Raw genomic sequence first — 22,662 nt, 5'->3', positions numbered from 1 at the left:
CTTAACCATATAATATGAAGCAATGTTATCTAGTTTTGAAGGAATATACCTTCAATAGTTTGGTGATGATGGCAGAGAGGTCACACCCGTTCCCATACCGAACACGGAAGTTAAGCTCTCTAGCGCCAATGGTAGTTGGGACCTTGTCCCTGTGAGAGTAGGACGTCGCCAAGCAAGAACCTAAGTCATTTTGACTTAGGTTTTTTTGTGTTTATTTCTATTTACCGAATGTTATAATCCATAAATTTAATAAAGCTAAAGACGAAAAAAGAATGAAATAGAGACTGTTTAAAATAATAGCAATAACTTTTAGTGTTCCTGATTTTCCTAATGCCACTAAAGTAATACTTAAAATAGGACACATTATTTCTATCATAAGTATATATTTTAAATAATGAGATGCTATAAATAAGTATTTAATAATTACAGAAATTACTGCAATAGAGAAAAATAAATAGGATGATAGCATAGTTCTTTCTTTAACAGTTATCATCCTTAGAAATTAAATCGTTATAATAATACAAGAGTATATATATTTTGATTTAAAACATACTGAAGTGCCATTTAAACGATTATACGTAAAATAGATGTCTAGAAATATATATTCTAATTCCCTTTTCTTCTTGCATATAGTTGCAATTCTTCTTTTGAATATAACTAAAACACGAACGTTATTGACTACTAATAAAAAAACATTCGATTATTTATTGACATTGTTTATGAAATATTGTTAATATAGCCATAGAAACAATAATATAAGACCTCATATAATCGCGGGGATATGGCCTGCAAGTCTCTACCTAACGACCGTTATTCGTTAGACTATGAGGGAAAGTCACTCGGTATTTTTCTATTCACAAGGGATACGTATGCCTGAGTAGAGCGCTTTCTCTCATAGTAAAAGAGAAACTGTTCTATTTCAGGCTTTTTTTATTTGAATCGGGGGGATTCTAATATGAAATCACTAGTTGGAGTCATAATGGGAAGCACGTCAGACTGGGAAACAATGAAATATGCTTGTGACATTTTAGATGAATTAAATATACCGTATGAGAAAAAAGTTGTATCCGCTCATCGGACTCCGGATTATATGTTTGAATATGCAGAGACGGCTCGTGAACGTGGATTGAAAGTTATTATTGCTGGAGCTGGTGGAGCAGCACATTTACCAGGAATGGTTGCAGCGAAGACAAATCTTCCTGTAATTGGAGTTCCAGTTCAATCAAAAGCATTAAACGGCTTAGATTCATTATTATCCATCGTCCAAATGCCAGGAGGTGTTCCAGTTGCAACTGTTGCAATTGGTAAAGCTGGTTCAACGAATGCTGGATTACTTGCCGCACAAATACTTGGATCATTCCATGATGATATACATGATGCATTAGAATTGAGACGAGAAGCGATTGAAAAAGATGTGCGTGAAGGTAGTGAGCTAGTATGACGAGAATCATTTTACCTGGAAAAACAATCGGTATTATTGGAGGCGGCCAGCTAGGAAGAATGATGGCATTGGCAGCTAAGGAAATGGGATATAAAATTGCTGTTTTAGATCCTACAAAGCATTCACCATGTGCACAAGTTGCTGATATTGAAATTGTTGCACCATATGATGATTTAAAAGCAATTCAGCATTTAGCAGAGATAAGTGATGTTGTCACATATGAATTTGAGAATATTGATTATAGATGTTTACAATGGCTTGAAAAACATGCGTACTTACCACAAGGTAGTCAGTTGTTAAATACAACGCAAAATCGTTTTACAGAAAAGAATGCGATTGAGAAGGCTGGGTTACCAGTAGCAACGTATAGATTAGTTCAAAATCAAGATCAGCTTACAGAAGCAATTGCTGAGTTATCATTCCCTTCCGTCTTAAAAACGACGACAGGTGGATATGATGGGAAAGGACAAGTTGTTTTAAGAAGTGAAGCTGATGTTGAGAAAGCAAGAAATCTTGTGGATAAAGCAGAATGTATTTTAGAGAAATGGGTGCCTTTTGAAAAAGAAGTATCAGTTATTGTGATTCGTAGTGTAAGTGGTGAAACAAAAGTGTTTCCAGTAGCAGAAAATATTCATGTAAATAACATTTTACATGAATCTATCGTTCCAGCTCGCATTACAGAAGAGCTTTCTCAAAAAGCAATTGCTTATGCAAAGGTACTTGCGGATGAATTAGAACTTGTGGGAACACTAGCTGTAGAGATGTTTGCTACAGATAATGGTGAGATTTATATTAATGAATTAGCGCCAAGACCTCACAATTCAGGACACTATACACAGGATGCATGTGAGACGAGTCAATTTGGTCAACATATTCGAGCAATCTGTAATTTACCTCTAGGAGAAACAAATTTGTTAAAACCAGTTGTCATGGTAAACATTTTAGGCGAACATATAGAAGGGGTCCTAAGACAAGTGAATAGATTAACCGGGTGCTATTTACACTTGTATGGAAAAGAAGAAGCAAAAGCACAGCGAAAAATGGGGCATGTTAATATTTTAAATGATAATATTGAAGTCGCTCTAGAAAAAGCGAAGAGTTTGCATATTTGGGACCATCAAGAACAACTGTTGGAGGGAAAAAGATGATTAGTCGTTATACACGCCCAGAAATGGGTGCAATTTGGACGGAAGAGAACAAATTTAAAGCATGGTTAGAAGTTGAGATTTTAGCTTGTGAAGCATGGGCTGAGCTTGGCGATATTCCAAAAGAAGATGTTAAGAAAATTCGTGAGCATGCATCATTTGATATTGATCGTATTTATGAAATTGAAAAAGAAACACGTCATGACGTAGTTGCATTCACTCGTGCTGTATCAGAAACGCCAGCATTAGGTGAGGAACGTAAATGGGTTCATTACGGTTTAACATCTACAGACGTAGTAGATACAGCATTATCTTACATCTTAAAACAAGCGAATGAAATTATATTAAAAGACTTAGAGAACTTTGTAAGCATTTTAGCTAACAAAGCGAAAGAGCATAAATACACAATCATGATGGGAAGAACACATGGTGTTCATGCAGAACCAACAACATTTGGTTTAAAACTTGGTCTTTGGTATGAAGAAATGAAACGTAACGTAGAGCGTTTCAAACAAGCTGCTGATACAGTTCGTGTTGGTAAACTATCTGGTGCGGTTGGTACATATGCAAATATCGATCCATTCGTAGAAAAATATGTTTGTGAAAACTTAGGATTAGAAGCAGCACCAATTTCAACACAAACATTGCAACGTGATCGTCACGCACACTACATGTCAACACTTGCACTAATTGCAACATCTATCGAAAAGATGGCAGTTGAGATTCGTGGTTTACAAAAGAGTGAAACACGTGAAGTTGAAGAAGCTTTCGCAAAAGGTCAAAAAGGTTCTTCTGCAATGCCACATAAACGTAATCCAATTGGTTCTGAAAATATGACTGGTTTAGCTCGTGTTATCCGCGGTTATATGATGACAGCTTACGAAAATGTTCCATTATGGCATGAGCGTGACATTTCTCACTCTTCGGCAGAACGCGTAATTTTACCAGATGCTACAATCGCGTTAAATTACATGTTAAATCGCTTTGGTAATATCGTTAAAAACTTAACTGTATACCCAGAGAATATGAAACGCAATATGACAAGAACATACGGCTTAATTTATTCTCAGCGCGTAATGCTTACACTAATCGACAAAGGTATGGTACGTGAAGAAGCTTATGATATCGTACAGCCTAAAGCGATGGAAGCTTGGGAAACACAAGTACAATTTAAAGAGCTTGTAGAAGCTGATGAGCGTATTACAAGCAAGTTAACACAAGAAGAAATTAATGAATGCTTCAACTATGAGCATCATATGCAACACGTTGATACAATCTTTGAACGCCTTGGATTAAACGAAGCGTAAAATTTCATATGGCACAGAATAGAGTCATTCTGTGCCATTCTTTATAAAAACATTATTCACATTTTTCAAACTACAGGGGGCTTGCGAAATGCAAAAGCTAGAATTGCTGTATGAAGGTAAGGCAAAAAGAATTTATCGTACAGAATCAGCAGATATGGTTTGGGTAGAGTACAAAGATAGTGCGACTGCTTTCAATGGGGAGAAAAAAGAGACGATTACAGGAAAAGGTCGTTTGAACAATGAAATTACAACTTTATTGTTCAGAAAGTTACAAGAAGTGGGAATTAAAACACATTTTGTTGAGAAGTTATCTGAAACAGAACAACTTGTTAAAAAAGTGAGTATTATTCCTTTAGAAGTTGTCACAAGAAATGTAATTGCAGGAAGTCTTTCAAAACGATTAGGAATGGAAGAGGGAACTGTACTTGCAGAACCAATCGTAGAATTTTACTTCAAAGATGATGATTTAGGAGATCCGCTTGTAACGGAAGATCATATTCGTGTATTAAACGTTGCATCACCAGAGCAAGTAAGTGTATTACGAGATATGGCTCTACAAATCAATCAAGTGTTGATTGATCATTTCGCAAGCTGTCGTGTAAGATTAGTAGATTTCAAATTAGAGTTTGGTGTAACGGAAGAAGGAGAAATCATTTTAGCGGATGAAATTTCACCGGATACTTGCCGTTTATGGGATGAAACGAGCAATGAAAAGTTTGATAAAGACGTATTCCGTCGCGATCTTGGAAATTTAACAGATGCTTATGAAGAGATTTTAAAACGTTTAGGGGGAATTTCACATGTATAAAGTTAAGGTATATGTAACATTAAGAGAAAGCGTATTAGATCCACAAGGAACAGCAGTAAAAGGAGCACTTCATAGTCTTTCATTCACAGAAGTACAAGATGTTCGAATCGGAAAGTACATGGAACTAACAATTGATAAATCTGTATCTGATTTAGATAGCAAGGTAAAGGAAATGTGTGAAAAACTATTAGCGAACGTTGTAATGGAAGACTTCCGTTATGAAGTTGAGGAGGTTGTCGCACAGTGAAATTTGCCGTAATAGTATTTCCGGGTTCGAACTGTGATGTCGATATGTTCCATGCAATTAAAGATGAGCTTGGCGAAGAAGTAGATTACGTTTGGCACGATACAGAGAATCTAGATGAATATGATGCAATTCTACTACCAGGTGGATTTTCTTATGGTGACTACTTACGCTGCGGTGCTATCTCTTGCTTTGCTAATGCAATGAAAGCAGTGCAAAAAGCTGCTGAGCAAGGAAAGCCGATTTTAGGTGTATGTAATGGATTCCAGATTCTTGTTGAATCAGGATTACTACCAGGAGCGTTAATGAGAAACGAAAACTTAAAATTTATGTGTCGCACTGTTCAGTTGCGTGTTGAAAATAATGAAACGATGTTTACATCACAATATGGAAAAGATGAAGTAATTAATATTCCAATCGCGCATGGTGAGGGGAATTACTATTGTGATGAAGCGACGCTTAAACAATTAGAAGAGAACAATCAAATCGCATTCCGTTACGTAGAAAACCCTAACGGTAGCGTTTCAGATATTGCTGGTATTGTAAATGAAAAAGGAAATGTACTTGGTATGATGCCACATCCAGAGCGTGCTGTAGATGAATTACTTGGCGGTGCTGAAGGGTTAAAAGTCTTTCAATCTATCTTAAAACAGTGGAGGGAAACATATGTCGTTAATGCTTGAACCAAATCCAACACAAATTAAAGAAGAGCGTATATATGCGGAAATGGGGCTAACAGACGAAGAGTTTGCCATGGTTGAAAAGATTTTAGGTCGTCTGCCAAATTATACAGAAACAGGGTTATTCTCTGTAATGTGGTCTGAACATTGTAGTTATAAAAATTCGAAACCAGTTCTTCGTAAGTTTCCAACTACAGGTGAGCGCGTTCTGCAAGGACCTGGAGAAGGTGCTGGAATTGTAGATATCGGTGATAATCAAGCAGTTGTATTTAAAATGGAAAGTCATAACCATCCTTCAGCTATTGAACCATATCAAGGAGCTGCAACAGGTGTTGGTGGTATTATTCGTGACGTATTCTCTATGGGAGCACGCCCGGTAGCTCTATTAAACTCACTTCGTTTCGGTGAATTACAGTCACCACGTGTGAAATATTTATTCGAAGAAGTAGTAGCAGGAATTGCAGGATACGGTAACTGCATCGGTATTCCGACTGTTGGCGGCGAAGTACAATTTGATCCATGTTATGAAGGAAATCCACTTGTAAATGCAATGTGCGTAGGTTTGATTAACCACGAAGACATTAAAAAAGGGCAAGCGCACGGTGCTGGTAACACAGTAATGTACGTAGGAGCATCAACTGGTCGTGACGGTATTCACGGTGCAACATTCGCGTCGGAAGAACTATCTGAAAGCTCAGAAGCGAAACGTCCAGCGGTTCAAGTAGGGGATCCATTTATGGAAAAGCTTCTTATTGAAGCGTGTTTAGAATTAATTCAATCCGATGCACTTGTTGGAATTCAAGATATGGGTGCGGCTGGTTTAACATCATCATCTGCAGAAATGGCAAGTAAAGCAGGAATGGGTATTGAAATGTACTTAGATGATGTACCACAGCGTGAAACAGGAATGACACCATATGAAATGATGCTATCTGAATCACAAGAGCGTATGTTAATTGTCGTGAAAAAAGGTAGAGAACAAGAAATAGTAGATTTATTTGAGAAGTATGGTCTTGCAGCGGTTACGATGGGGAAAGTAACAGAAGATAAAATGCTTCGTTTATTCCATAAAGGTGAAAAGGTAGCTGAAGTTCCAGCAGATGCTTTAGCAGAAGAAGCACCAATTTATCATAAGCCATCAAAAGAAGCAGCATACTTTGCTGAATTCCAAGCAATGAAAATGGAAACGTCAAAAGTAGAAAATTATAAAGAAACGTTATTCGCTTTATTACAGCAACCAACAATTGCAAGTAAAGAGTGGGTATACGATCAATACGATTACCAAGTTCGCACAAGCACAGTTGTTACGCCAGGTTCAGATGCTGCAGTTGTACGTGTACGCGGTACAGAAAAAGGATTAGCAATGACGACAGATTGTAACTCTCGCTACATTTATCTAGACCCAGAGATGGGCGGTAAAATTGCAGTAGCAGAGGCAGCGCGTAATATCGTATGTTCTGGCGGAGAGCCACTTGCAATTACAGATTGCTTAAACTTCGGGAACCCAGAAAAACCAGAAATCTTCTGGCAGATTGAGAAATCAGTAGACGGTATGAGTGAAGCTTGTCGCACATTACAAACACCAGTTATCGGCGGAAACGTATCGATGTATAACGAGCGTAGTGGTGAAGCTGTATATCCAACACCAACTGTTGGGATGGTCGGACTTGTGCATGACTTAAAACATGTAACAACACAAGAGTTTAAGCAAGCTGGTGATTTAGTGTATGTAATTGGTGAGACGAAAGCTGAGTTTGGCGGAAGTGAATTACAGAAAATGATTCACGGCAAAATTTTCGGTCAATCACCAAGTATCGATTTAGATGTAGAATTAAAACGCCAAAAACAAGTATTAGAAGCAATTCAAGCTGGTCTTGTTCAATCTGCACATGATGTTGCTGAAGGTGGTTTAGCAGTTGCGATTTCAGAAAGTGCAATTGGTGCTAAAGGCTTAGGTGCTACTGTGAAATTAGATGGAGAAGCAACAGCAGCATTATTCGCTGAATCACAGTCTCGTTTCGTGATAACTGTAAAACGTGAAAATAAAGAGGCGTTTGAGAAAGTGGTAGAAGCAATCCAAGTTGGAGAAGTAACAAGTACAAATGAAGTAACAATTCATAATGAAGAAAATGAAGTATTACTTACAGCAAATGTAGATGAAATGAGAAAGGCTTGGAAAGGGGCAATCCCATGCTTGCTGAAATAAAGGGGTTAAACGAAGAATGTGGCGTTTTCGGAATTTGGGGGCATGAAAATGCAGCACAAGTTTCATACTACGGATTGCACAGTTTACAGCACCGTGGGCAAGAAGGCGCAGGCATTGTCGTAAATAATGGGGAAAAAATCGTCGGTCACAAGGGGTTAGGTTTAATATCAGAAGTGTTTTCAAGAGGTGAGCTAGAAGGATTAAATGGAAAATCAGCAATCGGACATGTACGATATGCAACAGCTGGTGGAAGTGAAGTTGCTAACGTTCAACCATTGTTGTTCCGTTTTTCCGATCATAGTATGGCGTTAGCTCATAACGGAAATTTAATTAATGCAAAAATGCTTCGTCGTGAATTAGAAGCAGAGGGCAGTATTTTTCAAACTAGTTCAGATACAGAAGTACTTTTACATCTTATTAAACGTAGCACGAAAGATTCTTTAATTGAAAGTGTAAAAGAGGCTTTAAATAAAGTGAAAGGTGCGTTTGCGTATCTTTTACTAACTGGAAATGAAATGATCGTTGCATTAGATCCGAATGGGTTCCGTCCGCTTTCAATTGGAAAGATGGGGGATGCTTACGTTGTAGCGTCAGAAACATGTGCTTTTGATGTAGTAGGTGCAACATACATTCGCGATGTAGAACCGGGTGAATTACTTGTCATTAATGATGAAGGAATTCACGTGGATCGTTTCACAAATGATGTAGAACATGCAATTTGCAGTATGGAATACATTTACTTTGCACGCCCAGATTCAAATATTGCTGGTGTTAACGTCCATGCAGCACGTAAGAATATGGGGAAACGTTTAGCGGCAGAAGCTCCTATTGAAGCAGATGTTGTTACTGGTGTACCAGACTCTAGTATTTCAGCTGCGATTGGCTACGCGGAGGCGACAGGTATTCCATATGAGTTAGGATTAATTAAAAATCGTTACGTTGGACGTACGTTTATTCAACCTTCTCAAGAACTGCGCGAGCAAGGGGTTAAGATGAAGCTTTCCGCAGTAAGAGGTGTAGTTGAAGGGAAACGAGTTGTTATGATTGATGACTCTATCGTAAGAGGAACGACAAGTAAACGAATTGTTCGTATGCTTCGTGAGGCTGGAGCGACAGAAGTTCACGTAAGAATTGCTTCACCACCTCTGAAATATCCATGTTTCTATGGCATTGATATTCAAACGAGAAAAGAATTAATTGCAGCAAATCATACAGTAGAAGAAATCCGTGAAATGATCGGAGCAGATTCTTTAACATTTTTAAGTGAAGATGGATTAGTAGATGCAATTGGACGTCCATATGAAGGGAAATATGGCGGCCTATGCATGGCTTACTTTAATGGGGACTATCCAACAGCTCTTTATGATTATGAGCAAGAGCTTTTAGAAAGCATGAAATAAGAAAAGTGAGAAAAGCTTCTACTTCTTTTGATGTAGGAGCTAGATCCTTTCTTAAAATAGCCCGCCCTGGATGGGGAGAAATTAAAAGACGAGGTGTAAATAACGATGGCGAATGCATATAAGCAAGCAGGAGTAGATATTGAAGCTGGATATGAAGCGGTATCTCGCATGAAAAAACACGTACAAACAACTATGAGAAAAGAAGTACTAGGCGGTTTAGGCGGTTTTGGAGGTATGTTTGATCTATCAAAATTTGCATTAGAAGAACCTGTATTAGTATCTGGAACAGATGGCGTGGGAACGAAATTGATGCTCGCTTTTATGGCAGATAAACATGACACAATTGGTATTGATGCAGTAGCAATGTGTGTAAATGATATTGTTGTCCAAGGAGCAGAGCCGCTTTTCTTCCTTGATTATATTGCTTGTGGTAAAGCTGAACCTAGTAAAATTGAAAACATCGTTAAAGGTATATCAGAGGGCTGTCGCCAAGCTGGTTGTGCATTAATCGGTGGAGAAACAGCTGAAATGCCAGGAATGTATTCTACGGAAGAATATGATTTAGCTGGTTTTACAGTTGGGATTGTTGATAAAAAGAAAATTGTAACAGGTGAAAAGATTGAAGCTGGTCACGTGCTAATTGGCTTAGCATCTAGCGGTATTCATAGCAATGGTTACTCTTTAGTACGAAAAGTGTTATTAGAAGATGGGGAACTATCTTTAGAGCGTATTTATGGCCGCTTAGAACTACCTCTTGGTGAAGAATTATTAAAACCAACGAAAATTTATGTCAAACCTATTTTAGAACTATTGAAGAAACATGAAGTATACGGTATGGCGCATATTACAGGTGGTGGATTTATTGAAAATATTCCACGCATGTTGCCAGAAGGAATCGGTGCTGAGATTGAACTAGGATCTTGGGAAATTCAGCCGATCTTTAGTTTGCTTCAAGAAGTTGGAAAACTGGAAGAGAAAGAAATGTTCAATATTTTTAACATGGGTATTGGTATGGTAGTAGCAGTGAAGGAAGAAGATGCAAAAGATGTTGTTCGTCTTCTTGAAGAGCAAGGAGAAATGGCTCGTATTATTGGACGTACTATACAAGGAGCTGGCGTTACTTTTAATGGGGGCACAGCACTATGAGTAGATTAGCAGTTTTTGCTTCTGGAAGTGGATCTAACTTTCAATCTCTCGTTAATGCGGTAGAAGAAAAAAGATTGGATGCAGAAATTAGTTTATTAGTATGTGATAAACCAGAAGCACGAGCTGTTGGACGGGCAAATTATCATCATATTCCGTGTTTTGCTTTTTCAGCGAAAGCATATGAGTCAAAAGAAGCGTTTGAAAAAGAGATATTAAAGAAGCTAGAAGAATATGAAATTGATTATGTTATTTTAGCTGGATATATGCGTTTAATCGGGCCGACGTTACTAGAAGCATACGGCGGGAAGATTATTAATATTCATCCATCATTACTACCGAGCTTTCCGGGTAAAGATGCTGTCGGTCAAGCGTTAGAAGCAGGTGTGAAAGTAACTGGAGTAACAATTCATTATGTAGATGCAGGTATGGATACAGGGCCAATTATTGCACAAGAAGCAGTGGTTGTTTCTGAAGAGGATACGAGAGAAAGCTTACAAAAGAAAATTCAACAAGTTGAACATAAATTATACGTAAATACAGTGAATCAAATTGTTCAGTCTGTGAAAGAATCAACTGTTAACTAACATACAACCAGGGGTGAAGGATAAATGAAAAAGCGTGCATTAGTAAGTGTTTCAGATAAAACAGGAGTAGTAGAATTTGTTAAAGGGTTACTAGAACAAGGGATTGAAGTTATTTCAACAGGTGGTACGAAAAAGTTACTAGAAGAAAATGGCTTACAAGTAATCGGCATTTCTGAAGTAACTGGTTTCCCTGAAATTATGGATGGCCGTGTGAAAACATTACATCCAAATATTCATGGTGGTCTATTAGCAGTTCGTGATAATGAAACACATGTAACACAAATGAATGAGTTAGGTATAGAGCCAATTGACTTTGTTGTTGTTAACTTATACCCATTTAAAGAAACAATCGCTAAGCCTGATGTAACATTTGCTGATGCAATTGAAAATATTGATATCGGTGGCCCAACAATGATTCGCTCTGCTGCGAAAAATCATAAATTCGTATCGGTAATTGTAGATCCAGTAGATTATGATATTGTGTTAGCAGAACTGAAAGAGAACGGTGAAGTAGCAGAGGAAACAAAACGTAAACTAGCAGCGAAAGTATTCCGTCATACAGCAGCGTATGATGCGTTAATTTCTAACTACTTAACAGAGCAAATGGGTGAAGAAACTCCAGAAACATTAACTGTGACATTTGAGAAAAAGCAAGACTTACGCTATGGCGAAAACCCACATCAAAAAGCAACTTTCTATAAAGCGCCATTCGCAGCAACGTCTTCTGTTGCATACGCAGAACAATTACACGGTAAGGAATTATCGTATAACAATATTAATGATGCAGACGCAGCGCTTAGCATCGTAAAAGAATTTACAGAACCAGCAGTAGTAGCAGTAAAACATATGAATCCATGTGGTGTTGGAGTAGGAACTAATATTCACGAAGCATATAATCGTGCTTATGAAGCAGATCCAGTATCAATCTTCGGCGGTATTATTGCAGCAAATCGTGAAATTGATAAAGCTACAGCAGAAAAGTTACATGAAATTTTCTTAGAAATTGTTATCGCACCTTCGTTCTCGCAAGAAGCTTTAGAAGTGTTACAAAGTAAGAAGAACTTACGTTTATTAACTATAAATATTGAAAAAGCGACAAGTGCAAGCAAAAAACTAACTTCTGTACAAGGTGGACTTCTCGTTCAAGAGGAAGATACGTTATCATTAGATGAAAGTACAATTTCAATTCCAACGAAACGTGAACCTTCAGAGCAAGAATGGAAAGATTTAAAACTAGCTTGGAAAGTTGTAAAACATGTGAAATCAAACGCAATTGTTTTAGCGAAAGATGACATGACAATTGGTGTCGGTGCGGGACAGATGAACCGTGTAGGTTCTGCAAAAATCGCAATTACACAAGCTGGTGAAAAAGCACAAGGTAGCGCGCTTGCATCTGATGCTTTCTTCCCAATGCCAGATACATTAGAAGAAGCAGCAAAAGCAGGAATTACAGCAATCATTCAACCGGGCGGATCAATCCGTGATGAAGATTCTATTAAAGTGGCAGATACTTATGGGATTGCTATGGTGTTCACTGGCGTACGTCATTTCAAACACTAATAGAGGATGTTTAAAAAGTCCGGTTAAGATAACCTTCGCATGTCGTCGTTGCATCGCCAGTGCGGTACTCATGTAGGAAAGCTACACTCCGTGTCCTCCTGGCAAATGCGCCTCGACCTGCTCGGTTCTCTTAATCCTCCTTTTTAAACCTTTATTGATATGGATGTTTAAAAAGTCCGGTCGAGATAACCTTTTATTGATATGAAAAAGCAAACTAGGAGCATAGCTTCTAGTTTGTACTTATTTAATTATTGGGGGATGAAATATGAATGTTTTAGTAATTGGCCGCGGTGGGCGTGAGCATGCTTTAGTTTGGAAGTTTGCACAATCTGAAAAAGTAGAAAAGGTATATGTAGCACCAGGTAATGAAGGTATGAGAGATGTTGCAACACCAGTTGATATTGATGAAAATGATTTTGATGCATTAGTTTTATTTGCAAAAGAGAATAATGTTGAGTTAACTTTCGTTGGACCAGAAATTCCGCTTATGAATGGAATTGTTGATCGTTTTAAAGAAGAGGGACTTCGCGTATTTGGTCCGAATAAAGCGGCTGCTGTTATTGAAGGTAGTAAAGCTTTTACAAAAGAGCTTATGAAAAAGTATGATATTCCAACTGCGGCGTACGAAACTTTTACAGATTATGAAGAAGCAGTACAGTACATTCAAAAAGTTGGTGCACCAATCGTTATTAAAGCTGACGGCCTAGCTGCTGGTAAAGGTGTAACGGTAGCGATGACGCTTGAAGAGGCATTACAAGCTGTGAAAGAAATGCTGCAAGATGTGAAATTCGGCGCGGCAAGTAAGAAGGTTGTTATTGAAGAGTTTTTAGATGGACAAGAATTTTCATTAATGGCATTCGTGAATGGAACAACTGTACATCCAATGGTAATCGCCCAAGATCATAAAAGAGCTTTTGATGGTGATAAAGGTCCAAATACGGGTGGAATGGGTGCATATTCTCCAGTACCACAAATTCCAGAATCAGCAGTTCAAGAAGCGATTCAAACCGTATTGCATCCAACTGCTAAGGCGATGATTGAAGAAAACCGTTCGTTTACAGGTATTTTATACGCAGGTCTTATTTTAACAAATGATGGTCCGAAGGTAATTGAATTTAATGCACGCTTCGGTGATCCTGAAACAGAAGTTGTATTACCTCGATTAGAAAACGATTTAGTTGATGTATGTAACGCTGTATTAGATGAAAGTGAACTAACGTTACAATGGTCAGAAGAAGCGGTAATCGGTGTTGTACTTGCTTCTAAAGGATATCCAGAAGCATATAAAAAAGGTGATATTATTAGCGGACTAGATGCACTGCAAGATGTGATTGTTTTCCATGCAGGTACAGCAATGAAACATGGGGACTTTGTAACGAACGGTGGCCGTGTATTATTTGTTGCTTGTAAGGCAAATAGTTTACAAGAAGCAAAAGATAAAGTATATAAAGAAATCGGTAAAATTGAGAGTGATGGTCTATTTTATCGAAGTGATATAGGATATCGTGCAATTGGGCATGAGATGACGAAAAGTTAATATGTAAAAATCCCGCTGAGGAATCAGCGGGATTTTTTATGCATCTTTATCTTTTTTTAATTTCCCTTTTTGCTTTGCCATTTCTCGAAGTAAATACTCGATGTGTGCATTGACGCTACGAAATTCATCATTTGCCCATTTTTCGATGACTGCGTGTAATTCAGGATCAATACGTAATGGAAAGCTTTTCTTTTTAGCCATAATTACTTATAGCCCTTAGTATAGGCTTCCTGTATTAATAACTGGCTGCGCACCTTTATCTGAAACGATGGCAACTAATAAGTTGTTTACCATATTTGCTTTACGCTCGTCATCGAGTTCTAGTACGCCTTCTTCATCTAACATATGGATGGAATCTTTCGCCATCTTCACAGCACCTTCAACAATTTCTTTTCTAGCAGCTAATACTGCTTTTGCTTGCTGGCGTTGTAGCATTGCATGGGCAATTTCTGTTGCGTAAGCTAAGTGCGTTAAACGAGTTTCTAATACTTCTACACCAGCAATTTCAAGACGCGCCTCTAACTCACGTTTTAATTCTTCAGAGATTTCTTCAGTATTTCCGCGTAACGTAACGCAGGTTTCATCCTGGAAATTGTCATAAGGATATTTTGTTGCAACATGGCGGATTGCCGTTTCGCTTTGAATTTCTACAAATCGATCATAATGTTCAACACCAAACATTGCTTTTGCAGAATCAACAACTTTATATACGATAACAGCTGCAATTTCAATTGGATTTCCATCAACGTCATTTACTTTTAATTTTTTACTGTTAAAGTTTTCAACACGTAAAGATACAGTTTGACGGAATGCGAACGGAATCGTTAAAAATAAACCGTTTTGACGAATTGTTCCTAAATAATTACCGAAGAACGTAATAACCTTCGCTTGATTCGGTTGAACAATACCGATACCTGTAGCGAGAACTGCGGCTAATATAATAGTTAGTGCCGCTCCTATGAAAATTTCTTGTGCAAGGAAAAATACACCGATAGCAGCTAAAATCAAAATTCCAATAATACCGAGAAAACCATTTACATAAAATACTTGTTTTTCTTTCATATGATCGCCTCCTGATATAAAAATGATATCACTTTTATATCATTTTAAGCAAGAGGTATGCATCTAATTTTCTGAATTTTATTGGTTGATATCTTTTATATACATTTTAAGGTTCAAAAAGAGAATATATGTTCTGTTTTATGGTAAAATAAAGAAGACTTAACCGCCCACTGCAGCAGCTAAGTCCCTTTGAGAGCATCTTACATCGTGACAAATGATTCAAAGCGGTTTTGCCAGGATTATATCTTCAATCGCTGACTCAATCTCTTTGTCAGAAGCGTCATAACTTCCTTTTGACTCTGGCTTGTCATGAGTGGAAGTTTGATTCACTTCTTCTTTAGCATGTCCTTTTTCAGCAAAATTCATGCTAGGCATTTTAAATGCCCCCATGTTCATGTATTTTCCGAATTTCCACATTTCAACAACAGGGCAGAAACGAACAATTCCTTCTGCAACTTTCATTGCACCAATCCATAGAAAAATGTTAGAACAAGTGCACCACGGCTTGCGTACAAGTTTAGTTGCACTACATCCGAAGAGGACGAGCCCAAGTGTAATTCGAATTAGAGCGTTTATTGTCCCGATATTTTGCTTCATTAGAAAAACACTCCTTTTTATGAAAGTTGAAATAGATAATACTATTTCTTTTATTAGTATCCCGTTTGATTTTTGGGATATGTAATCCAACATTTGACGTGGAAAAAGATGTTGGAATGTGCGTGTGTGTAAGTAACTTTTTTTGTTATAATGAAAGAATGCATAAAAGGAACTTCAAAATTAAATCCTCTAGTTTAAAAAATATGGAAGAGGTAATTCCAAACTTAATTCTCCGTTTTAAACAAATATTTAAGATGAAGTTAAAACAATAATGATGAAAATAAACTGTTATTTTGAACAGAAATATATATAACTAGAGAAAAGGAAGGGTGTTTTCATGTACGATATTTCCGGATGGAAACATGTATTTAAGCTTGATCCAAATAAGGAGTTAAGCGATGAACATTTAGAAATGATTTGTGAGTCTGGAACTGATGCGGTTATTGTAGGCGGAAGTGATGGAGTTACAATTGATAACGTATTACACATGCTAGTTAGCATTCGTAGATATGCAGTTCCTTGTGTATTAGAGGTTTCTGATGTAGAAGCAATTACACCAGGATTTGATTTTTATTACATCCCAAGTGTTTTAAATAGCCGAAAAGTAGAATGGGTAACAGGTGTTCATCATGAGGCATTGAAAGAATTTGGGGATATTATGGACTGGGACGAAATTTTTATGGAAGGGTATTGTGTTTTAAATCCAGAGGCGAAAGTAGCCCAGCTTACAGAAGCGAAATGTGATGTAACAGAAGATGACGTTATTGCATATGCTCGTTTAGCAGACAAGCTATTACGTTTACCGATATTTTATTTAGAATATAGCGGTACGTATGGAGATGTTGAACTTGTTAAAAATGTAAAAGCAGAATTGAAACAAGCTAAGTTATATTATGGCGGTGGTATTTCTAATGCAGAACAGGCGAAAGAAATGGCACAATATGCTGATACAGTAGTTGTTGGAAATATTATTTATGATGATATAAAATCGGCTTTAAAAACAGTTAAAGCAGTAAAAGGAGAGTAGGTGCAGGCGTATATGAGTATGACAGATAAGTTATTAAACGGTTTAAATCCACAGCAACAAAAAGCAGTACAAACAACGAATGGACCACTTCTATTAATGGCAGGTGCAGGTAGTGGTAAGACACGTGTGTTAACACATCGTATTGCGTATTTACTTGGTGAAAAAGGTGTAGCACCATGGAATGTACTAGCTATTACCTTCACAAATAAAGCAGCTCGTGAAATGCGTGAGCGTATTGATACACTTGTGGGACCAGAAGCAGAAGATATTTGGATTTCGACGTTTCACTCTATGTGTGTACGTATTTTACGACGCGATATCGATCGTATTGGTATTAATCGTAACTTTACAATCTTAGATTCAGGTGATCAGCTAACTGTAGTCAAAAAAATTATGAAAGAGCGCAATGTTGATCCGAAGAAATTTGAGCCGCGCTCTATTTTAGCGGGTATTAGTAATGCGAAAAATGAACTGTTATCTGCGGATAAATATGCAAAAAAAATTACAATGGCTGATCCATATGAAAAATTAACGAGCGATGTATACACAGAGTATCAAAAACGTCTTTTGAAAAATAATTCATTAGACTTTGATGATTTAATTATGACGACGATTCAGCTATTTGAACGTGTTCCAGAAGTACTAGAGTTTTATCAGCGTAAGTTCCAATATATTCATGTTGATGAGTATCAAGATACGAATAAAGCGCAATATCTTCTTGTTAAACATTTGGCAGCGCGTTTTAAAAATCTTTGCGTTGTGGGTGACTCTGACCAGTCTATTTATCGCTGGCGTGGTGCAGATATTTCTAACATTTTGTCATTCGAAAAAGACTATGAGAATGCACAAGTAATTCTGTTAGAACAAAACTATCGTTCGTCACAAAATATTTTAAATGCAGCGAATGCTGTTATTGAAAAAAATACGAATCGTAAGCCGAAGAAATTATGGACAGACAATCAAGTTGGAAGTAAAATCTCGTATTATCGTGCTGCAACTGAAAAGGACGAAGCGTATTTTGTTGCAAAAAAAATTCGTGACGATATTCAAATGGGGAAACGAAAATATACTGATTTTGCAGTGCTATATCGTACGAATGCTCAGTCTCGTATGGTCGAGGAGATTTTCCTTAAATCTAACATTCCGTATAAAATTGTCGGGGGTACGAAGTTCTACGATCGTAAAGAGATTAAAGATATTTTGGCGTACTTACGTTTAATCGGTAATCCAGATGATGAAATTAGTTTTGCACGTATTATAAATGTGCCAAAGCGTGGCATTGGTGCGACTTCAATCGATAAAATTATTAATTACGGTGTGCAAAATGGAATTTCATTAACTGCTGTATTTGATGAGATTGAGCATGTTGGAGTAAGTGCAAAAATTACAAAGGCAGTAAAAGAATTCGCGAATTTATTAAATAACTGGGTAAATATGCAAGAGTATTTATCTGTTACAGAATTAGTAGAAGAAGTTATTGAAAAAACAGGCTATCGCGATATGTTGAAAAATGAACGTTCTTTAGAAGCGGAAGGTCGTTTAGAAAACTTAGACGAGTTCTTATCTGTTACGCAAACATTTGAATCTCAAAGCGAAGATAAGAGCCTTGTTGCATTCTTAACAGATTTAGCACTTGTTGCTGATATTGATCGTGTAGATGAAGACCCAACTGCTGGTGAAGAAGTTATTTTAATGACGATGCACTCGGCGAAAGGATTAGAGTTCCCGGTTGTCTTTATTGTTGGCTTAGAGGAAGGGATATTCCCTCATACTCGTTCTCTTATGGAAGAGGATGAAATGCAAGAAGAACGTCGTCTTGCTTATGTAGGTATTACTCGTGCAGAAGAAGAGCTATATTTATCTAACGCGCAAATGCGTACATTATTTGGTAGAACAAGTATGAACGCTGCGTCTCGATTTATTACAGAAATCCCGACAGAACTAGTGGAATCATTAAATGAAACAGCGCCGAAGCATGAAACATCGTTTGGTACAAAAGTCAGAACGGCAAGTAGCGGCAAAACGACAATCACAACAGCAACACGCTCTCGTTCAGCTTTCGCGCGCCCTGCAGCTAAGACGACAGGCGGCGAACAAATTGGCTGGGCAGTAGGAGATAAAGCTTCCCACCAAAAATGGGGAGTCGGTACAGTTGTAAGTGTAAAAGGTGAAGGTGATGCAAAAGAATTAGATATTGCGTTCCCAAGCCCAATTGGTGTTAAACGTTTGTTAGCAAAATTTGCACCTGTGACGAAACAATAGGAAAGGAATGAGGATATGTCAAAAGAGATAGTAAAAAAACGTATAGAAGAATTACGTGACTTGTTAAATACATTTAACTATCAATATCACGTATTAGACAATCCTTCTGTTTCTGATGCGGAATATGACCGTAATATGCAGGAGCTTATAAAATTAGAAGCAGAGAACCCAGAGTTTATGAGTGAAGATTCTCCCTCCGTTCGCGTTGGGGGGACTGTTCTTGATATATTTGAAAAAGTAACACATAAGTCACCAATGTTAAGTTTAGGAAATGCATTTAACGAAGGAGATTTACGTGATTTCGACAGAAGAGTACGTCAAGGAATTGATGGTGCGAATGTAAGATATATATGTGAATTAAAAATTGACGGGCTTGCCGTTTCGCTTCATTATGAAAAAGGACGCTTCATTCAAGGGGCGACACGTGGTGATGGTGTAACGGGTGAAGATATTACTCAAAATTTAAAAACGATTAAAGCTATCCCACTTCGTTTAAATGAAGAAGTAACGTTAGAAGCAAGAGGCGAAGCTTATATGCCGAAGCGTTCATTCGTTAAACTAAATGAAGAAAAAGAGCAAAATGGAGAAGATGTATTTGCGAATCCGCGTAATGCAGCAGCAGGTTCAATACGTCAACTTGATCCGAAAATTGCAGCGAAGCGTAACTTATCTATGTTTGTGTATGGTCTTGCGAATGTAGAAGAAAAAACAATTTCATCACATAGTGAATCGCTGGATTTCTTAGGTGAACTCGGATTTAAGACAAATCCAAATCGCCGTACATGTGAAACAATTGAAGAAGTTATAGCTTATGTAGAAGAATGGCAAGAAAAACGTCCGCATCTTGATTATGAGATTGATGGAATCGTTATAAAAGTAGATGATGTTGCTCTTCAAGAAAGTCTAGGAACTACAGCGAAGAGTCCAAGATGGGCGATTGCTTATAAATTCCCAGCTGAAGAAGTTGTAACGAGATTAACAGGCATTGAATTAAGTGTTGGCCGAACAGGGGTTGTAACACCGACTGCAGAACTAGAGCCAGTGAGAGTTGCTGGTACGATTGTTCGTCGTGCTTCTTTACATAACGAAGATTTAATTCGTGAAAAAGACATTCGAATTGGTGACTACGTTGTTGTGAAGAAGGCTGGAGATATTATTCCTGAAGTTGTGAACGTTATTTTTGATAAGCGTACTGGTGAGGAAGAAGAATACCGCATGCCAACTCATTGTCCAGCATGTGAGAGTGAACTTGTTCGTTTAGAAGAAGAAGTAGCACTTCGTTGTATAAATCCAACTTGTCCTGCTCAAATTCGAGAGGGATTAATCCATTTCGTTTCAAGAAATGCGATGAATATTGATGGACTTGGAGAACGTGTCATTACACAACTCTTTGATGCAGATTATATTCGTACATTTGCTGATTTATATGCATTGACGAAAGAGCAATTATTACAGTTAGAACGTTTTGGTGAAAAATCAGCAACAAACTTAATACAAGCAATTGAAAATTCTAAAGAAAACTCGTTAGAGCGATTATTATTTGGTCTTGGAATTCGCCACGTTGGAGCGAAAGCAGCACGTACATTTGCAGAGCACTTTGAAACGATGGATGAGCTTGTAAAAGCAACGGAAGAAGAACTAAAAGCAATTAATGAAATTGGCGAAAAAATGGCTCAATCTGTTGTGACATATTTTGATAATGAAGATGTATTAGAGTTATTACAGCAGTTTAAAGAGTATGGCGTAAATATGACATACAAAGGTATAAAAATTGCAGATTTACAAAATGTTGAATCTTACTTCGCAGGAAAAACGGTTGTTTTAACAGGTAAGCTAGAAGTTATGGGACGAAGTGAAGCGAAGAAGAAGATTGAGGCATTAGGTGGAAAAGTAACAGGAAGTGTTAGTAAGAGTACGGATTTAGTTGTTGCAGGTGAAGCAGCTGGTTCGAAATTAGCACAAGCGGAGAAACATAATGTTGAGGTTTGGAATGAAGAGAGGTTCTTACAAGAGCTAAATAAGTAAGAGGTGCAAACTTACCATGAAAAAAATAGCATTAGCGGTATTAAGCCTTGGCCTACTTGTAAGTGGGTGTAGTGCAGGTGCCGACAAAGATGAAAAAGTGGCTGGGAAATCGGGGAAAGCAAAAGAACAATCAGTTGTTCCAAAATACGCTATTTCGGATGAATATTATAAGACGACTATTCCATTTGATGGTGGAAAGGCACGTGGTTTAGTGGTGCAAGGGTTAAATAGTCGCCTTGATATAGATGAATTTGAAACAGGATTAATGCGAATTGCAAAAGAATCATTTAGTACGAAAGATAATTTTTTAAAAGGCGGAAAAGCTCTAGATACTCAAACTATACAGATGCTTGTTAAAAGAAAACGTACAGATGCTGAACAAAAGGAACTAGAGGAAAAATTAAAAAAAGATGCAGTTAAATTTCCTAATATAGGATTAAATCCTGCATTAGGAACAGGATCCGAATCACTAGAAGTGAAAAATAAAAAAAATCCAATATATATTTCAAATATTTTAGAGCATGATTATTATGTGAAAAAAGGCGATAACGGCGAGGAACGTGTTGGTATGGTAGTTGGATTAGCGATGAATTCTGTTCAATATTTTAACGAAGAGCATGGTTACCCACGTGAAGCTGCAATCCCAGATGAAAAGATGTTAGCTGAAGGGAAAAAAATGGCGCAAGAAATTTTGAAAGTCATACATCAAAAAGAACCTGAAACAAAAAATATTCCGATAACATTTGCGATTTATCGCCAAGCTCCAAAGTCTTCGCTCGTGCCAGGTAATTTTGTTTCTTATGCAAATGTCGAAAAAGGTAGTGAAACGGTTGAAGATTGGAAACAAATTAATGAAAAATATTATTTGTTCCCATCAGAGCAAGCGAAAACAGATAATAAACGTGAAGATCTTGCAAGAGTATCCAACTTTAAGGCAAAACTAAGCGATTATTTCCAAGGCGACTATACAGCTGTTATTGGTACTGGTATGTATAGAGATGATGAATTAAGAGAAATGAAGCTTGATATTCCTGTCCAGTTTAATGGAAAAGCGGAAATAGTTGGTTTTACACAATATGTGGCAGGGCTTGTTATGGAATACTTCCCGAATTATATGAAAGTACAAGTAACGATTAAATCTGTAGAACGCCCAGAAGCTATTATTATACGTGAAGCAAAACAAGATGAACCACTTGTGAAAATTTTAGATTAAATATGAAGGCTGTTCCTCTATGGAACAGCTTTTTTTCTTATGTAATTTTGTTATAATTTAAAATGTTGTAAAAAATAGGGGTAAGGGGTAAAGCTCATGGAAGAATTAAGTTTTCAAGTCATTATTTTATTAATTGCATTCGGTTTTTTAGCAGCTTTTATTGATTCCGTTGTTGGAGGAGGAGGGTTAATTTCGCTTCCTGCACTTATGTTTGTTGGCCTATCGCCAGCTTCGGCAATTGCAACGAATAAATTAGCGGCAACAATGGGGACGTTTACGAGTGCGATGTATTTCATTCGATCAGGAAAAGTTGATTTTAAAATTGTAGGAAAGTTAATCCCGTTAACTATTGTTGGAGCTGTTGCAGGTGCTTTAGTAGTAAAATTTATTCCATCGGATATTTTACGCCCATTAGTAC

At 37.4% G+C, this 22,662-nt stretch carries 21 protein-coding genes, 1 rRNA gene and 1 riboswitch; of the genes, 18 read left to right on the top strand and 4 right to left on the bottom strand.

The window, feature by feature from the left end; genetic code table 11:
* Positions 1-58 precede the first annotated feature (58 nt).
* A 5S ribosomal RNA gene (gene rrf, locus GBN78_RS21755) occupies positions 59-174 on the top strand.
* Between the two features lie 43 nt (positions 175-217).
* Here rrf and GBN78_RS30675 read toward each other — a convergent pair.
* Entirely contained in the window at positions 218-469 is a 252-nt protein-coding gene (locus GBN78_RS30675; protein ID WP_000953258.1) for a hypothetical protein, read from the bottom strand.
* Between the two features lie 274 nt (positions 470-743).
* A riboswitch (purine riboswitch) is annotated at positions 744-845 on the top strand.
* A 110-nt stretch (positions 846-955) separates the two neighbouring features.
* Here GBN78_RS30675 and purE point away from each other — a divergent pair.
* The 12 genes from purE to purD all read left to right on the top strand — a co-directional run bounded on the left by purE (position 956) and on the right by purD (position 14,058).
* Positions 956-1,441, top strand: coding sequence for a 5-(carboxyamino)imidazole ribonucleotide mutase (purE, locus tag GBN78_RS21745; RefSeq protein ID WP_000839367.1), 486 nt, complete (start codon positions 956-958; stop codon positions 1,439-1,441).
* Positions 1,438-2,589 carry a 5-(carboxyamino)imidazole ribonucleotide synthase gene (purK, locus tag GBN78_RS21740; RefSeq protein ID WP_152127704.1) on the top strand — a complete coding sequence of 384 codons (1,152 nt, stop codon included), beginning with the start codon at positions 1,438-1,440 and terminating at the stop codon, positions 2,587-2,589. Before purE ends, purK begins: the two co-directional genes overlap by 4 nt.
* Positions 2,586-3,893, top strand: coding sequence for an adenylosuccinate lyase (purB, locus tag GBN78_RS21735; RefSeq protein ID WP_000625682.1), 1,308 nt, complete (start codon positions 2,586-2,588; stop codon positions 3,891-3,893). The genes purK and purB overlap by 4 nt, the downstream gene beginning before the upstream one ends.
* Positions 3,894-3,981: 88 nt before the next feature.
* Positions 3,982-4,701 (top strand): phosphoribosylaminoimidazolesuccinocarboxamide synthase, encoded by a 720-nt coding sequence (gene purC, locus GBN78_RS21730; protein WP_001170544.1) that lies wholly within the window; start codon positions 3,982-3,984, stop codon positions 4,699-4,701.
* Complete coding sequence (gene purS, locus GBN78_RS21725) at positions 4,694-4,948, top strand: phosphoribosylformylglycinamidine synthase subunit PurS (protein WP_000278823.1); 255 nt, start codon at positions 4,694-4,696, stop codon at positions 4,946-4,948. The genes purC and purS overlap by 8 nt, the downstream gene beginning before the upstream one ends.
* Positions 4,945-5,628: a phosphoribosylformylglycinamidine synthase subunit PurQ gene (gene purQ, locus GBN78_RS21720; RefSeq protein WP_098516781.1), complete on the top strand. Its 684-nt coding sequence runs from the start codon at positions 4,945-4,947 to the stop codon at positions 5,626-5,628. The genes purS and purQ overlap by 4 nt, the downstream gene beginning before the upstream one ends.
* Positions 5,612-7,831 carry a phosphoribosylformylglycinamidine synthase II gene (purL, locus tag GBN78_RS21715; RefSeq protein ID WP_152127703.1) on the top strand — a complete coding sequence of 740 codons (2,220 nt, stop codon included), beginning with the start codon at positions 5,612-5,614 and terminating at the stop codon, positions 7,829-7,831. Before purQ ends, purL begins: the two co-directional genes overlap by 17 nt.
* A complete protein-coding gene (gene purF, locus GBN78_RS21710) occupies positions 7,816-9,231 on the top strand; it encodes an amidophosphoribosyltransferase (protein ID WP_000879032.1) in 1,416 nt (471 codons plus the stop codon). The genes purL and purF overlap by 16 nt, the downstream gene beginning before the upstream one ends.
* Positions 9,232-9,336: 105 nt before the next feature.
* Positions 9,337-10,377, top strand: coding sequence for a phosphoribosylformylglycinamidine cyclo-ligase (gene purM, locus GBN78_RS21705; protein WP_001262439.1), 1,041 nt, complete (start codon positions 9,337-9,339; stop codon positions 10,375-10,377).
* On the top strand, positions 10,374-10,961 hold the full coding sequence (gene purN / locus GBN78_RS21700; protein WP_152127702.1) for a phosphoribosylglycinamide formyltransferase: 588 nt from the start codon (positions 10,374-10,376) through the stop codon (positions 10,959-10,961). The genes purM and purN overlap by 4 nt, the downstream gene beginning before the upstream one ends.
* Before the next feature lie 24 nt (positions 10,962-10,985).
* Complete coding sequence (purH, locus tag GBN78_RS21695) at positions 10,986-12,521, top strand: bifunctional phosphoribosylaminoimidazolecarboxamide formyltransferase/IMP cyclohydrolase (protein WP_152127701.1); 1,536 nt, start codon at positions 10,986-10,988, stop codon at positions 12,519-12,521.
* A gap of 265 nt (positions 12,522-12,786) precedes the next feature.
* Entirely contained in the window at positions 12,787-14,058 is a 1,272-nt protein-coding gene (gene purD, locus GBN78_RS21690; RefSeq protein WP_130067632.1) for a phosphoribosylamine--glycine ligase, read from the top strand.
* Between the two features lie 36 nt (positions 14,059-14,094).
* Here the strand turns inward: purD and GBN78_RS21685 are convergent, their stop codons facing one another.
* From GBN78_RS21685 to GBN78_RS21675, 3 genes are all read right to left on the bottom strand, one after another.
* Positions 14,095-14,259 carry a type II toxin-antitoxin system antitoxin gene (locus GBN78_RS21685; protein ID WP_001085171.1) on the bottom strand — a complete coding sequence of 55 codons (165 nt, stop codon included), beginning with the start codon at positions 14,257-14,259 and terminating at the stop codon, positions 14,095-14,097.
* Positions 14,260-14,274: 15 nt separating this feature from the next.
* Positions 14,275-15,120 carry an SPFH domain-containing protein gene (locus GBN78_RS21680; protein WP_000660669.1) on the bottom strand — a complete coding sequence of 282 codons (846 nt, stop codon included), beginning with the start codon at positions 15,118-15,120 and terminating at the stop codon, positions 14,275-14,277.
* Between the two features lie 219 nt (positions 15,121-15,339).
* Positions 15,340-15,717, bottom strand: a complete 378-nt coding sequence (locus tag GBN78_RS21675) for a YgaP family membrane protein (protein WP_152127700.1) — start codon at positions 15,715-15,717, stop codon at positions 15,340-15,342.
* A 337-nt stretch (positions 15,718-16,054) separates the two neighbouring features.
* On the opposite strand from GBN78_RS21675, the gene pcrB reads away from it, so the two are divergent.
* The 5 genes from pcrB to GBN78_RS21645 all read left to right on the top strand — a co-directional run.
* Complete coding sequence (gene pcrB, locus GBN78_RS21665) at positions 16,055-16,744, top strand: heptaprenylglyceryl phosphate synthase (RefSeq protein WP_000272103.1); 690 nt, start codon at positions 16,055-16,057, stop codon at positions 16,742-16,744.
* Between the two features lie 12 nt (positions 16,745-16,756).
* On the top strand, positions 16,757-19,006 hold the full coding sequence (pcrA, locus tag GBN78_RS21660; protein WP_152127699.1) for a DNA helicase PcrA: 2,250 nt from the start codon (positions 16,757-16,759) through the stop codon (positions 19,004-19,006).
* A gap of 15 nt (positions 19,007-19,021) precedes the next feature.
* The gene (gene ligA / locus GBN78_RS21655; protein WP_000031613.1) at positions 19,022-21,031 is read left to right on the top strand and encodes an NAD-dependent DNA ligase LigA; all 2,010 of its coding nucleotides are present in this window, start codon (positions 19,022-19,024) and stop codon (positions 21,029-21,031) included.
* A gap of 16 nt (positions 21,032-21,047) precedes the next feature.
* Positions 21,048-22,244, top strand: a complete 1,197-nt coding sequence (locus GBN78_RS21650; protein WP_000717034.1) for a CamS family sex pheromone protein — start codon at positions 21,048-21,050, stop codon at positions 22,242-22,244.
* A gap of 96 nt (positions 22,245-22,340) precedes the next feature.
* Positions 22,341-22,662, top strand: a 322-nt coding sequence (locus tag GBN78_RS21645) for a TSUP family transporter (RefSeq protein WP_152127698.1), incomplete at its 3' end; no start/stop codon positions are given.

Origin of the sequence: Bacillus sp. B2-WWTP-C-10-Post-4, from assembly GCF_009183805.1 — a bacterium.
GTDB lineage: Bacteria > Bacillota > Bacilli > Bacillales > Bacillaceae_G > Bacillus_A > Bacillus_A cereus.
The sequence above is the reverse complement of the archived record's forward strand: the minus strand, read 5'-3'. Positions and strand labels throughout refer to the sequence as shown.